Genomic DNA, 14277 nt, shown 5'->3' on the forward strand with positions numbered 1-14277 from the left:
ATGCTCGCTGGAATGTCTCTCGGAACCGAACTCAAGCGGTTCTCCCGCGGCGCGATGCCCAGGATCGCACTCGTCACCATCATCTTGATGCCACTGCTGTACGGCGCGATGTACCTGTGGGCCTTCTGGAATCCGTTCGGTGAGGTCAACAAGGTCCCCGTCGCGCTGGTCAACACAGACCGCGGTGCGATGGTGCAGGGTCAGGAACTCAACGCGGGCGACGAGGTAAGCCAAGCGCTGCTCGATTCCGGTGAGCTCGATCTCCACCTGGTCTCACAGCAGGAAGCCGCTCAGGGAGTCTCGGACGGCACGTACTACTTCTCTCTCACCTTGCCTGAGAATTTCAGCGAGGCCGTGGCCTCCCCGACGACCAAGGACCCCCACAAAGCTCAGTTGCAGTTCACCTTCAACGACGTCAACAACTACCTCGGCACCATCATCGGCCAAAACGCCGCCCAGCAGGTCCTCAGTCAAGTCAGCGACAAGATCGGCGCGCAGTCCGTCGAGACGGTCCTGGTCGGATTGACCGACGCGGGTGCAGGTTTGAAGCAGGCCGCCGACGGAGCACTCCAGCTCTCGGCCGGAGTGAACACTGCCAACGCCGGAGCCGGCGAATTGGCGTCGGGCTCGAAAACGCTGGCCGACAACATGGTTACCGCACGTGACGGCGCAGCCACTCTTGCCGGCGGTACAGCGCAACTCTCGACCGGTATCAATACCGCCACGGACGGTGTCCTCGCACTGACCGACGGTTTGGGGCAGCTCGATCTCGGGGCCGTCCAACTGGGCGACGGCGCAAGCCAACTCAGTGGTGGCGTCACCCAGGTCGTCGACCAGCTGAGCGTACTCGGGAACACACAAGCAGACGTCGCACAGCTGGTCGGTCAGGCAGTGGCCAGCCTTCGACTGAACCCGGATCCCGTCAGCCAACAGATCGCCAACGCCCTCGCGCCTGCCCAGGACATGCTGCGCACTCAGGGCTTCGGCGAAGCGACCATGGGTCAACTGGGCGAACTCAAGAGCGGCGCACAACAACTCGCTTACCAACTCGACGATCCCTCGAGCACCTTCCGCGCCGGGCTCAGCGCCGCGGCCAACGGCGGCGGTGAACTCCGCAACGGCCTGGTACAGCTGCGTGACGGCGGTCAGCAAGTCAACGACGGCGCTCAAACCCTCAGCAGTGGACTGGTTCAACTCACCGACGGCAGCGTCCAACTCTCCGACGGTGCAGCCAAACTCGCCGACGGAACCGAGCAACTCCGTGCCGGGTCTGCCGAACTCGCAACCAAACTCACCGAGGGCGCCGGCCAGGTTCCCAGTTGGACCGATCAGCAGCGAACAGCAACCGCTCAAACCCTCTCCAGTCCGGTCGAGCTGCAGGAGACCTACGAGAACCGGGCAAGCACCTTCGGTACCGGTTTTGCTCCGTTCTTCCTGCCCCTCGCACTGTTCGTGGGCGGCATCATCACCTGGATGCTGCTCAAGCCGCTCCAGAACCGGCCTATCGCAAACGGACTCGGCGCGCTGCGAGTGGTCCTCGCCTCGTACTGGCCGGCCTTGCTCATCGGCATCTGCCAGGTGATCGTGATGTACCTGGTCGTGCACTTCGCCGTTGGCCTGCACCCCACGCACGCCCTCGGCACCGTCGGATTCCTGATGCTCATCACTGCCACGTATATGGCGTTGATCCAGGCGTTCAACGCCATCTTCGGAGTCTCCGTCGGACGCGTGATCACCCTGGCGTTCCTGATGCTGCAACTGGTTTCGGCCGGCGGCATCTATCCCGTGGAAACCACCGCGAAACCGTTCCAGATCATCCACCCGTTCGACCCCATGACCTACGCGGTGAACGGGCTTCGACAACTCACCGTCGGCGGCATCGACTCGAGGCTGTGGGTCTCGATCGCCGTCCTCGGCGGCCTTCTCGTCGCCTCACTCGGGGCCAGTTCACTTGCTGCACGCCGAAATCGGCAATGGACCATGGACAGGCTGCATCCGCCGATCGAAGTCTAGGTCAGGGTCTCCGGCCAAGGCTCCACGGTCAGCGCAGGCCATTCCCTGCGCCACCGTGCTGCCTTGGCCTCGTAAACCTCTCGCGGCGCCAGCACCGGGAGGGGCGGACGATCATGTTTTGAAGCTGCCTCGCACGTGATGCAGACCCTGCCAGGAACCTTTACGACAGGGTCTGCATTCGGCTATCTCAGATATCGTCGGAGCTGCCGATCAGCTCACGTCGAATATTCTATTTCGCGCTCATCGATCGAGGCTTGCCCACCCGCCGCCTTCCATTGATGCGGTCCACAACCCGACCAACGTCAGCCCGTAAAACGCTAGCGTGTTCTTGACACTTCCGGTCCAGAAATCAGACGACATGAGTTCACCCTTCTTTACGAGAGTCCGACAAGGAATTGTTGAAGCGGAAACCTAAGGGCGTAGAACGTCATGGTTGCAAGTTCAGCCAGGTCCGTGCTCATTGCGTTGAGCGACATCTAGTTTCTCCTCAGATTGAACAGGGTCACCGGGGGTAACCGAATGACAGTTGGAGCGGGATATCCATCAGATATGTAAATAACATCGGAAGCATCTGTTCTACGGTCTGCCCCAGCGACGCGGTACCTTGCTGCACGGATCCCATCAGCCCTCTCCTCCACTCGCGGACATGTCGAGCGAGATGGCGTTCAATCCATCAAGCCCGTCGCCTAACGATGTTGCAAAGGACGGGATAAATGCCCGCAGGAGGGCCATGAACTGACCTAACATTTGTTACTCCGTTTCCAGTAGGTAATTGCTCTGACTGTGGCGCGGGGCCAGGTCGGTTTATCCGGCACAACAGTGGTTGCCAAGCGAGGTTTTGGGGAAGCCCGCAACTCCTCGTGGTGCCGACAACTGTACCCAAAATTTGCAAATTAGGAACTCGTTCTAGGAATTTTTCTTGCCATAGATGGAATTCATTTAGTTAGCACTAAAGTCCTAGTACTATAGTTCGGTTCATTAAATCTTTAGGACTAGAAATTTTGCACCGAAAGCGAGATGGAACCGCTGGCAGGATCAGAAAGCCACCCGAATCACGGATTCAGGTCGCGCAGCCAACTTCCCGATCACGGCTTCACGAACACTATTCAGTGGCACAAGAATTGATTGCGAGCCAACCTTACGGCGATTGCCCATAAGCCATGACTTCGAGACGATACCGATGCCGTCCAATCCGTGCCGGACGACCGAATTACATCGAGCAGGCTGCGAGACAAAGCCGCAGAGACAGGCCTGCATTCGTCACAGCCGAAGCAGCATTCGCCATCTCCCTGGCGACACCCGCGCCCATTGTCACAATTGCCGAAACACACACCCGAACTCGCAACACGGCGTCATACGGCGAACGGGTTGGAGCACGGAGACCCGCACTCCAACCCGTCCAGGTTCTTACGATCAACCTTGCAGCCGATCGACTTACTGGTAGTAGAAGTTCACCTTCGAGGCCCTATCCGAAAAGATGAACGCATTGCCATGGAGGAGGAACTCCCCTGCATCGATGACGGCGTCCGCCCCGCCGCCCGACCACTGCCCTGTGCGAGTTGTTGTGCCGTCCAACACGGTCGGAGTGTCGGTGGACATCCTGACCTCACCACCGCTCGTCACGGTGCTAGCCATCGCCGAGTCACCCTGCATGCACCATCCACCCGCGGCATTCGTTGTGGCGGTGAAGGTCGTGATCGGAGTCGTGCTGGAGGATGAGCTGTATAGCTTGCCAGTGACCTGGGCGCCCACTACCGCTTTGGCACCAGAAGGCACGCCCGCCACGTGGGCGTCCGGGCCGACGTAGAAATTGCCACATACCTGATACGCAGAGGATGCGGAAAGAGTTACGGCGGAGCCAGCAGCGCCGACGGTGGCAGCGGATGCAATACCGGTTCCGGCGAGCACCATCGCACCGGCTGCGGTACCGAGCAGGACACCTCTGACGGAATTCTTGGCAGTCAACTTCACGAGTTCTTCCTTCGGTTGAATTGATAGACCCCAGGCGTTCAATTCATAGGCGAGAGCGCGGAGTCCTTAACGCTCCAACCCGATCTGTTCTGACCATCTCTTATCACCAACCGACCTGCTATCTTCGGGGCTATCGCCAACTTCGCATTTATGGCCCTGCTCGCAGGGCTACAGCTTTCCCTAAAAGGGAATGCCCTGGTGAGAGCTCGCATTGAACAGGACCCGAAGCTCTGGTGACGTGAGTCACTGTACTCACATTTCGTCCATCCGGGAACAGGTTCTAGAAATTTTTCGTCCAACCTCGATATTTTTCTCAATGAAATTTCGAGCATCGAATGCAAAGCGTTTAAACCGACAATCCAAATAGTCGAGAAGTTTGAAAAGCCACGACAGTCGTCGAGCAGAAAATATTCCGATATATCGCACGTTGCACGAAAAGTCACATAGACAAACCACACTTTCACCGTAGAATGTTCATTTGTTAGTGATGATTGCTATTCACATTGGAGAAACCTTATTAGCACTAAAGAATTAGACGTAAAGTATTAGAAACAATCCACCAAATATCGGAAGAGATTTTCACCATGAGGGGACCCAGACAATCATGGATGAACGTCGCAGCACACTGAAAGTTCGTGAAATTAGCGCAGACGATTCCGAAAGGCGCAAGGTCTTGCGGGGGTTCAACTACCAGAACTACAGCTGGATGCGTTGAATCCGGCCGGTTGTCTCCATGCACGGACGGACGAGACAGCAGGGTCGACACGGATCGGCCACAGTTCGTGGCCGTGGCGGACGCACTGCGACCAGGGAAGACACGCCTCTCACGCCGAAATCGGCAATGGACCATGGACAGGCTGCATCCGCCGATCGAAGTCTAGGTCAGGTTCTCCGGCCAAGGCTCCACGGTCAGCGCGGGCCATTCCCTGCGCCACCGTGCCGCCTTGGCCTCGTACACCTCTCTCGGCGCCAGTACCGGGTTGGGGCGGACGATCATGTCGAAAAGGTCGTCGTAGCCATGCGGGGCATACACGTCGACGGTGCCGTCTGATCCCTTGGTGATCCCGAAACAGCAAGTTGTGGAAGCGAAGTGGTCGATAGCGTCGCGGCAACTGGTGAACGGAACGCCGGGAATCCCGAAATGTTGCTCGTACCACAGGTGCACGCGGGCTTCGTTGCGTACTTCGACATCGGCATCGACATCGGCGAACAGTTCTGCCGCCGAACGAATCACACGGTCCTCCGCGTCGTAGCTCAGATCGCCGGCGTCGAAGTAGAAGAGGTCGTAGTCCTTGATTCCGGCGCCGAGGTCACGGCCGTCGATGTGATTCCAGACGGTTTGGAAGAGCCCACCCGCCGTCAGGTACCACTCCGGCAATCCCAGCTTCGGTGCCCGATCCACGATCGTTGCGACCACCGGATTGGCCAGGGCGATCTCGAGAAATCGTTCACGCATGCTCTTCAGCCTCTCATATGACAAGCAAACTTGACATCTAGTGACAAGTATTCTTTACTTTTTGCATGACTGGAAAGGCCGGCGACAACAACGTGCGGGAGCACCGACGCCTCGCCGGCCTCACCCAGGCGCAACTGGCCACGGCAGGTCAGGTGAGCAGACAGAGCATCGTCTCCGTCGAACGCGGCGACTATGCACCGAGTGTCTACCTGGCACTACGCCTGGCACTGGCACTGGGGACCACCGTCGAAGCGCTCTTTCCCCTACCCGAATCGGAACTCACCACAGAAATTCCAGAGGAGACGGCATGAGCACCATGATGAAGGCAATGCGGTTCGTCGGCGATCTGGACGACGACTTCTACAAGGACGAGCGTCAGCGCGACGTCTGGAACGAAGCCTCGGCGGTGGGACTCCAGAGTGTCTTCTGGGCAATATTCGTCAGCTCGGCGATTCTGCCCTGGGTCGCCGGCCGAACAGGGGCGTGGATCTCGCTCGCGCTGCTGATCGTTGCGTTGTTCGGCTCGTTGATCACGATCATCTATGCGAAGCGTCGCGACGTCGATGTGTACGTGTTGTCCACCTACGGCCGTCCTCGCGTGGTGATCAGCATCGCGCTCTACCTCGTGGCCGCTGTCGGAATCATGGCCCGTCTCGAATTCGATTCGTACGAAGAATCGTCAACCTGGGTCGGCGCGCTGGTAGGCGCCATCATCGGCGGTGGCGTCGCAATCGCAATCGTCAAACTTCACCAGCAGCGCGCCAAGCGACGCGAAGCGGCCGAAGAACTTCTCTGAATTCCGGAAGTCTGCCCAGCACAACGGAATCCATAGAGTTGGTAAAATCGTGCCAGGTCAACCGATCGCGAGTAACGTCGAAACGGTGAGCACTCGCCTCGGATACCAGATGCCCAACTTCAGCTACGGCGGTCCGGTCAAGGACCTCTTCCCCACCGTCATAGCGCAGGCCCGCGAAGCCGAAGCCGCAGGCTTCGACACTGCATTCGTGATGGATCACTTCTACCAACTCCCCGGAATCGGAGCGCCGGACGCCCCGATGCTCGAGGCCTACTCCGCGCTCTCCGCGCTGGCGACGGCCACCGAGACCATCCAGTTGTCTGCACTGGTCACGGGAAACACCTACCGCAATCCGCCCATGCTCGCCAAGACCGTCACCACCCTCGACGTGGTGAGCGGCGGTCGGGCCATCCTGGGCATCGGCGCCGGCTGGTTCGAACTCGAACACAATTCGTTCGGATACGAGTTCGGCACTTTCACCGAGCGCTTCCAGAAACTCGACGAAGCCCTGCAGATCATCGCGCCGATGCTCCGCGGTGATCGCCCCACCTTCGACGGCAAGTGGTACCACGTCGAGGACGCCATCAACGAGCCTCGCGTCCGCGACGACCTACCGATCCTGCTCGGCGGTGGCGGTGAGAAGAAAACGTTCGGCCTCGCCGCTCGCTTCGCGGATCACCTCAACATCATCTGCGACCCGTCGGAACTGCCCCGCAAGATGGAAGCACTTGCGGCACGCTGCGACGAAGCCGGTCGCGATCCCGCAACCCTCGAAACCAGCTTCCTGACGTTCATGATGATCGACGAGGACGGCGACAAGGCTCGCGCGCATCAGCGAACATTTCTCGCGGAGCGTGGCCTCGACATCACCACCGCGCCGGAAGACGTGGTCGCCAAGGCCACCGAACGCCATTTCGTCGGCAGCCCGGACGACGTAGCCGAGCAGGTCCAGACGCGCATCCTCGACCACGGCATCGACGGCGTCGTGATCAACCTGATCACGAACGGCGAAGAGCCAGGCATCGTCGACCTCGCGGGCCGCACCCTCGCCCCACTCGTCGGCAAGTAGTTCCCTACTCGCACTTCACGATCGGCACCGGGTCGTACTTGACGGTCCGGGTGTTCGAGGAAATCTCGGCGCCACTCGCGTGGTCGGTGATCACGCGAGTGTCGCTGACCGTGAACCCGGGCGCACCGCTCGAAGCCACACAGCCAGGCCCCTCCGGCAAGGTCACGGTGTTCGGCGACGTCGGCGACGTCCGCGGGCCGGTCGTCGACGTGACATCGACAGTTTTGGTTCCCCAGATCCGAACGGTGATGTTCGACGACGTCGCAATCGTCTCGATCATCACGCCGGTCTTCGCCGGATTACGGAACTGCAGGTCGATCGCACCATCGAAGATGGTCGCCTCACGAGCCTCGGGGTACCGCGAGATGTAGTAACTGTGCTCGGTGTGCGCGACGTCCTCCATACCTGCGAAATACGTCGCGTTGTAGAGCGTCGTCGCGAGCTGGCTGATACCGCCGCCGACAGCCTTGTCCGGGCGACCGTTGTTGATGATCCCCGACTCGATGTATCCCTGCGCCGCACCGCGCGGGCCCGTGTACTCGTTGAGCGAGAACGTATCCCCGGGCTTGATCACGGCCCCGTCGATCTCCGACGCGGCCAGGCCGATGTTCACACCAGACGCGTATTCGAAACCACCGGTAGTGAATTCGCCGATCACCTCGTTGATGCCGAGGGCCTCCGCGGCTTCGGTGGTCAACGCCGGCGGGACCGGTCCGTAAACGGCGGGCGTTGCCCGAGAAGCCGTGCTGCCCAACAGAACCGGAAGTTCCTTGACCGTGTCCGGCCAGTTGATCAGATCACCGACGACACCGGGCACAACCGACGGTTTGCCACCGGCGAAGGTGAACGACGCGTCCTTGGGTTGTACTTCCGTCGACGCCAACTGCGGAGTCAGAATCTTGATCGCAGCATCCGTGTTGTACTGCGGAGTCAGCCCACCCGAGCCGTCGGGTGTGAAGGTCAGAACCTCGCCGATCTGATCGACGCCGAGTGTCGCGACCTTGCCGTCACGGCCGTTGACCACGACGTCACCCGAGACAGCTGGAATAGCGATCTCCTGCAGCGCACGATCGACACCGGCCTGAGTGACCGTCACCGGAACCTCGTCGACCGGAAGATCGACGACGCCACCATCGGACCATTCAGCGGCGAAGGTCGAACCCGCCTGCTGCGTTTCGAGCGCCTGACCGGCAGCGGGCGAAACACCAGTCGCCTTCCCGTTCTCGAACACGACTGCACCTTCGACGGGCGCACGATCGCTGTTCGCCGCGAGCTGCGCCATCGACGCATCCAACGCACCCTGGTCGATTGCCGACACCACGGGCACCTCGCGGGAGCCGAAGAACGACGTGATGCGGGTGATCGGGTTGATGGGCTGAGCGTTCACGCCCGACAGCGTCGCCGACCAGTCGACGTCCACACCCGCAGACGCGGGAACGATCTCGGAGTCGACGCCGCCTGCATGTACCGCTACCGGTTCGACGAGCCTCGGGCCGAGTTGGGCGCGCAGCGTGGCTTCCGCGTCGGCGGGCGTGAGATCACCGATGTCCACCCCGGCGACCTGAGTGCCGCGTGGTGTCTTCCCGGACGAGGTGAAGATGTCCACTCCGTAGGCAATCGCTGCGACGGCAAAGATGGCGCCGACTGCTATCGCCGGTTTGACCCACTTGCGGGAAGACTGCGAAGCGGGCACCACCGGTTGTTGCGGCGCCGGGGGTGCAACTACCTCTGGTTCTCGGACAACAGGCTCGTACTGCTGCTGGATGGGTTCGAGTTGCTGGGTGTCGTACTGCTGCACGAACTCGGGACGCGGCGGCTTCGGGGGAACCACCACTGCCGGGGGCTCGAACTGCTCTGTCTGCTCGTCGATGGCTTCTGTCGCCGGAACCTCGTCGACTACTTCCGACGGCGGTGCGTCCTCCGCTGGGACGACAGGGATGACGGTGGTGACCTCGTTTGCCGATTCGTCGACTGTCGCTTCCGTGGAATCGCTTGCTTCTTCGTCGACAGGCCTTGGTGCTTCGGCTGGTTCAGGTTCTACTGATTCAGCCTCGACAACGGCCTCGGTGTCCTCAGGGGCCTCGGGTTCCTCGACCGACTGGGGTTCCTCGACCGACTGGGTTTCCTCGACCGACTGGGTTTCCTCGACCGACTCGGTCTCTTCGACCGCCTGAGGTTCCTCGACCGACTCGAGTTCCTGTTCTGGGAGGGACGAGTCCTCGCTGTTCGTCTTCTCGACGGACGGACCCTCTTCGTCACTCACCTGTTGGCTCCTCGCTGCATCAACCGTCGCTGCGGCGCTCACCGACAACTCAATACAGGATATCCGGACATACGAGAGCCCCGCGCTGCTGCCAGGTCGGGGGTCAGGCAGCAACACGGGGCTGTCATGAATATCGGTAGCTATTCTGCAGCGTTACACGCCTGCGCGAAAAAGTTTGCAAAGAGTTCGGGGATCCGGCCACCCCTCGTGGCCGGATCCCCGATTACGCATCCCCTCGCGACGATCACTGCAGGTGAGCGCAGTTTTCAGTCGCATGGGGAGATTGTGGAGCGGTTACCGCTCGATGATCGCCGTGACACCCTGGCCACCGGCCGCACAGATCGAGATCAGGCCGCGGCCCGAACCCTTCTCCGCGAGCATCTTTGCGAGGGAAGCCACAATACGTCCGCCGGTCGCCGCGAACGGGTGACCTGCAGCCAAGGACGATCCGTTGACATTGAGCTTGCTTCGGTCGATCGATCCCAATGCGCCGTCGAGGCCGAGGCGTTCCTTGCAGTACTCGTCCGACTCGAAGGCCTGCAGGGTTGCGAGAACCACCGAAGCGAAGGCTTCGTGGATCTCGTAGTAATCGAAGTCCTGCAAGGTCAGACCGTTGCGGGCCAGCAAACGCGGGATCGCGTACGTGGGAGCCATGAGCAACCCGTCTTTGCCGTGGACGTAGTCGACGGCAGCGGTTTCGGAATCGACGAGGTGCGCCAGAACCGGAAGATTGCGCTCGGCTGCCCACTCGTCGGTGGAGAGGAGCACTGCAGAAGCGCCGTCGGTGAGCGGCGTCGAGTTGCCTGCCGTCATCGTCGCGTCGCCGAGCTTGGTACCGAAGACGGGCTTGAGCGTCGACAGCTTCTCGACGGTCGAACCGGGACGGAGGTTGTCGTCGCGGGTCAGGCCGAGGAACGGGGTGACGAGGTCGTCGAAGAAGCCGCGGTCGTAGGCAGCTGCCATGTTCTTGTGGCTGGCAGCGGCAAGTTCGTCCTGGTCCTCGCGCTTGATGCCGAATTCCTTGGCAGTGATCGCAGCGTGGTCACCCATCGACTTGCCGGTGCGAGGCTCGCCGTTGCGCGGAATCTCCAGGCCGAGCATGCCCGCACGGACGTTGCCGAGCAGCTTGATGCGGTCGCCCGTGGACTTCGCGCGATTGAGGGAGAGCAGGAACTCGCGCGCCTGATCGTTGACGCCGATCGGGGCGTCGGACGTGGTGTCCGTGCCGCCGCCGATGCCCGAATCGATGCGGCCGGCCGAAATGGCGTCGCCGACGGCGATGATCGACTGCAGTCCCGTGCCGCACGCCTGCTGAAGGTCGTACGCCGACGTGTACGGGCTCAGCGCGCTGCCGAGAACGGACTCGCGAATGAGATTGAAATCACGGCTGTGCTTGAGCACCGCACCGCCGACGACCATGCCGAGCTTCTCGCCCTGCAGATTGAATCGGCTCACCAGACCGTCGAGCGTCGCAGTGAACATGTCCTGGTTGGACGCCTGTGCGTACGCCTTGTCCGAGCGTGCGAACGGAATGCGATTTCCGCCGACGATCGCAACCGGACGGCGCTGACCTGCAGAATTTGCAGCGGCTGCGGCCGGTGCAGTGCGCGGTGCGGCGGGCTTTGCATTTGAACGGGCTTTGCTTGTCACTTGCGTCTCCAAGGATGGTGCGATTACCTGTTGAAGACTATTCTTACTCAGTAGTAAGTTACTTGTCTATCGCCGCATTCTTTCGATTGCCCGGTGAGAGACAACCCGAAACACAACAGAAGGTAGGACCGTGGCAGCCAGCAAGGGAGCTCCCGACCTCTATTCACAGTTCCTCTCGTCCGCCCCCGGCGCATTCATCGCGTCGAAGGCCGGCCTGCCCAGGCCCGAGAACCTGCGTCGCTACAAAGCAGGGGAACCCGCACTCGCCGGACCTGTCCTCATCGGCGGCAAGGGTCGACTCGCAGAACCACTTCGCGTACTGCTCTCCGACTACCCGGCGGCTCAGGCACACGACAGCAGCTTCGGCGGACTCGTGTTCGACGCCACCGGAATCACTCAGGTCAGCGAGCTCGAGCAGCTGTTCGAGTTCTTCCAGCCCGTAATCCGCAACCTCGCACCGTCGGCTCGCGTCGTCGTTCTCGGCACGACGCCGGAAGAAACGTCGAGCGTCGACGAGCATGTCGCGCAGCGCGCTCTGGAAGGCTTCACCCGCAGCGTCGGCAAGGAGATCAAGCGCGGCTCCACCGCTCAGCTGGTCTACGTCTCCCCCAAGGCATCCACCGGACTCTCCGGCGTGGAATCGACTCTGCGCTTTCTCCTTTCGGCAAAGTCCGCCTTCGTCGACGGCCAGGTCATCGTCGTCGGCGCTGAAGATTCCGTCGCGCCCGCAAGCTGGGACAAGCCGCTCGAAGGCAAGGTTGCCGTCGTCACCGGCGCAGCCCGCGGTATCGGCGCCACCATCGCCGAGGTCCTGGCCCGCGACGGCGCGCACGTCGTCTGCGCTGACATCCCGGCCGCCGGCGAAGCGCTGTCCGAGACCGCGAACAAGGTCGGCGGCACGTCCCTCGCCCTCGACGTCACGGCAGCCGACGCAGCCGAGGTCCTCGCAGCTCACCTCCTCGAGCGTCACGGTGGAGCGGACATCATCGTCCACAACGCCGGCATCACCCGCGACAAGACCCTCGCCAACATGGACGAGGGCCGCTGGAACATGGTCATGAACGTCAATCTTCTTGCACCGCAGAAGATCACCGAGCACCTCGTCGAGAAGGGCGCCCTCAAGGAAGGCGGCCGCGTCGTCGACGTCTCCTCCATCGCCGGCATCGCGGGCAACCGCGGCCAGACCAACTACGGCACCTCCAAGGCCGGCGTCATCGGTCTCGTACACGCCGAAGCTCCCGTCCTGGCGAAGAAGAACATCACCATCAACGCCGTCGCACCGGGCTTCATCGAGACCGCCATGACCGCAGCCATCCCCTTCGCCACCCGCGAAGCCGGCCGCCGAATGAGCTCGCTCCTGCAGGGCGGCGAGACCGTCGACGTCGCCGAGACCGTCGCATACTTCGCCAGCCCGGCCTCCAATGCCGTTACGGGACAGGTCGTTCGCGTCTGCGGCCAGAGCCTCCTGGGCGCATGATGGCAACAAAGACCGTCGCGCTCACCGAGCAGCCGAAGACCCTCGACATCTACTCCCGCGCGGTACTGGGATTGTTGCCGTGGAACAAGTCCAACTCACGCTCGGTGCCACAGCAGACCTTCACCCTCACCGGATTGAAGGTCGACACCGACAATCTGGCGGCGTACTGCCGCGTGACCGGACTGCGGTTCGGCGACACTTTGCCGATCACCTACCCCTTCACCTTGGCCTTCCCGACCGTGATGAAGCTGATGGTGTCGAAGGACTTCCCCTTCGCCGCCGTCGGCTCCGTTCACGCCGAGAACGTCATCGAGTCACTGCGGCCCATCTCCGTCAGCGAACCGCTGGACCTCTCGGTGCATGCCGAGAACCTGCGTGAGCACCGCAAGGGCCTGCTGATCGACGTGATCACCGAAATTCGGGTGGGACGGGAACTGGTCTGGCGACAGACCTCGAGCTTCCTGAACCAGCAGAAGACCTCCCTGTCCGGCCAGCCCGGTCCGGAGCCCAAGGCCGACGAGGTCCCGCCGATGCCGATGAGCACCATCCGCGTCGACCAGACCACGATCAGCAAGTACGCCGCTGTCTCCGGCGACCGTAATCCGATTCACGTCTCGTCTCTGGGCGCGAAGGCTTTCGGTTTCCCGAAGACCATTGCTCACGGAATGTGGAGTGCCGCGGCAGTTCTGCGGACCGTCGAGGGGTCCGTCGCGGACAAGGTCACCTACAGCGTGCGTTTCGGGAAGCCGATTCTGCTACCGGCGACGCTGAATGCCTACGCTGATCGCACCGACGACGGCTGGGATCTGTCACTGCGCCACCCGAAGAAGGGTTACCCGCACGTCACTGCGACGCTGCGCTGACCTGAGTTTTGTCGGGTTCCCACCCGCCCCAATTGAGCGAACGTACCTTTCGGCGCCTTGGATGCGCTGAAAGGTACGTTCGCTCAGATTGGTTTGAGAGCTATTCGGACTTCTTCTTGCCCGACAGACCGCGCCACGCGAGGGATTCGAGTAGATCCGCTGCGGCATCCACTTCGATTTCCCCACCGGCGACTCGGTCGGCTACTGCCTCACCTGCGCCGACGAGCGCGATGGCGATGATCCCGTAGTCGTGCGCGGCATCAGGATCCTTGGTGCTGGACTCGAGCAGATGCGCGGTCAACTCGATCAACCGATCGCGACTGGACTGCACGGTGCCCGCAAAAGCCTGCTGCCCGACGGCCTGACGGTAGAGCACCATCCACGACTTGCGGTTTGCGCCCACGAACCCGAGGAAGCCCTCGAGAGCGGCGCGCAATTGTTCACGCGGAGTCAGGTTCGGCGCGCCGGCCGGGGCGAGCGCTTCGAGGAAGCGGAGTCCTTCACGATGAATGCACGCCGCGAACAGCTCTTCCTTCGAGCCGTAGTACAGGTACAGCATCGGCTTCGAGATCTCGGCCTTGGCCGCGATGGTGTCCATCGAAGTTTCGTGAAATCCCCTGTCGGAGAACACGTCCACAGCCGCGTCGAGCATCTGCTGCTCACGCACTGCGCGTGGCAGTCGCTTGGTACCGCCGGCCATGCTTCCTCCAACCACAGGG

The 14277-nt window shown here is 61.6% G+C and carries 11 protein-coding genes; 6 read left to right on the forward strand and 5 right to left on the reverse strand.

From position 1 onward, the window contains the following. The gene (locus ABH939_RS10550; protein WP_058039138.1) at positions 1-2013 is read left to right on the forward strand and encodes a YhgE/Pip domain-containing protein; all 2013 of its coding nucleotides are present in this window, start codon (positions 1-3) and stop codon (positions 2011-2013) included. 1434 nt (positions 2014-3447) lie between these two features. On the opposite strand, the gene ABH939_RS10555 is transcribed toward ABH939_RS10550, so the two are convergent. Both ABH939_RS10555 and ABH939_RS10560 read right to left on the reverse strand, forming a co-directional pair. After that, positions 3448-3984 carry a hypothetical protein gene (locus ABH939_RS10555; RefSeq protein ID WP_054781872.1) on the reverse strand — a complete coding sequence of 179 codons (537 nt, stop codon included), beginning with the start codon at positions 3982-3984 and terminating at the stop codon, positions 3448-3450. Between the two features lie 877 nt (positions 3985-4861). Next, positions 4862-5440 (reverse strand): nucleotidyltransferase family protein, encoded by a 579-nt coding sequence (locus ABH939_RS10560; protein WP_063314946.1) that lies wholly within the window; start codon positions 5438-5440, stop codon positions 4862-4864. 65 nt (positions 5441-5505) lie between these two features. On the opposite strand from ABH939_RS10560, the gene ABH939_RS10565 reads away from it, so the two are divergent. From ABH939_RS10565 to ABH939_RS10575, 3 genes are all read left to right on the forward strand, one after another. After that, on the forward strand, positions 5506-5751 hold the full coding sequence (locus tag ABH939_RS10565) for a helix-turn-helix transcriptional regulator (protein WP_007734566.1): 246 nt from the start codon (positions 5506-5508) through the stop codon (positions 5749-5751). Beyond that, entirely contained in the window at positions 5748-6236 is a 489-nt protein-coding gene (locus ABH939_RS10570) for a hypothetical protein (protein ID WP_050655513.1), read from the forward strand. The genes ABH939_RS10565 and ABH939_RS10570 overlap by 4 nt, the downstream gene beginning before the upstream one ends. An 85-nt stretch (positions 6237-6321) precedes the next feature. Beyond that, positions 6322-7305: an LLM class F420-dependent oxidoreductase gene (locus tag ABH939_RS10575; RefSeq protein WP_172403486.1), complete on the forward strand. Its 984-nt coding sequence runs from the start codon at positions 6322-6324 to the stop codon at positions 7303-7305. Positions 7306-7309: 4 nt separating this feature from the next. Here the strand turns inward: ABH939_RS10575 and ABH939_RS10580 are convergent, their stop codons facing one another. Together ABH939_RS10580 and ABH939_RS10585 are read right to left on the reverse strand one after the other, a co-directional pair. Continuing rightward, a complete protein-coding gene (locus ABH939_RS10580) occupies positions 7310-9568 on the reverse strand; it encodes a VanW family protein (protein ID WP_404649602.1) in 2259 nt (752 codons plus the stop codon). 294 nt (positions 9569-9862) lie between these two features. After that, a complete protein-coding gene (locus tag ABH939_RS10585; protein WP_003945465.1) occupies positions 9863-11218 on the reverse strand; it encodes an acetyl-CoA C-acetyltransferase in 1356 nt (451 codons plus the stop codon). Positions 11219-11348: 130 nt separating this feature from the next. Here ABH939_RS10585 and ABH939_RS10590 point away from each other — a divergent pair, with 130 nt between their 5' ends. Further along, the gene (locus ABH939_RS10590) at positions 11349-12695 is read left to right on the forward strand and encodes a 3-oxoacyl-ACP reductase (RefSeq protein ID WP_003945596.1); all 1347 of its coding nucleotides are present in this window, start codon (positions 11349-11351) and stop codon (positions 12693-12695) included. Continuing rightward, positions 12695-13558 (forward strand): MaoC/PaaZ C-terminal domain-containing protein, encoded by an 864-nt coding sequence (locus tag ABH939_RS10595; RefSeq protein ID WP_007734551.1) that lies wholly within the window; start codon positions 12695-12697, stop codon positions 13556-13558. Before ABH939_RS10590 ends, ABH939_RS10595 begins: the two co-directional genes overlap by 1 nt. Before the next feature lie 100 nt (positions 13559-13658). Here ABH939_RS10595 and ABH939_RS10600 read toward each other — a convergent pair whose 3' ends face one another. Next, complete coding sequence (locus ABH939_RS10600; protein WP_003945885.1) at positions 13659-14258, reverse strand: TetR/AcrR family transcriptional regulator; 600 nt, start codon at positions 14256-14258, stop codon at positions 13659-13661. Positions 14259-14277: the final 19 nt, after the last annotated feature.

The sequence above is a fragment of the Rhodococcus sp. 27YEA6 genome (genome assembly GCF_044908235.1).
Lineage (GTDB): Bacteria > Actinomycetota > Actinomycetes > Mycobacteriales > Mycobacteriaceae > Rhodococcus_F > Rhodococcus_F qingshengii.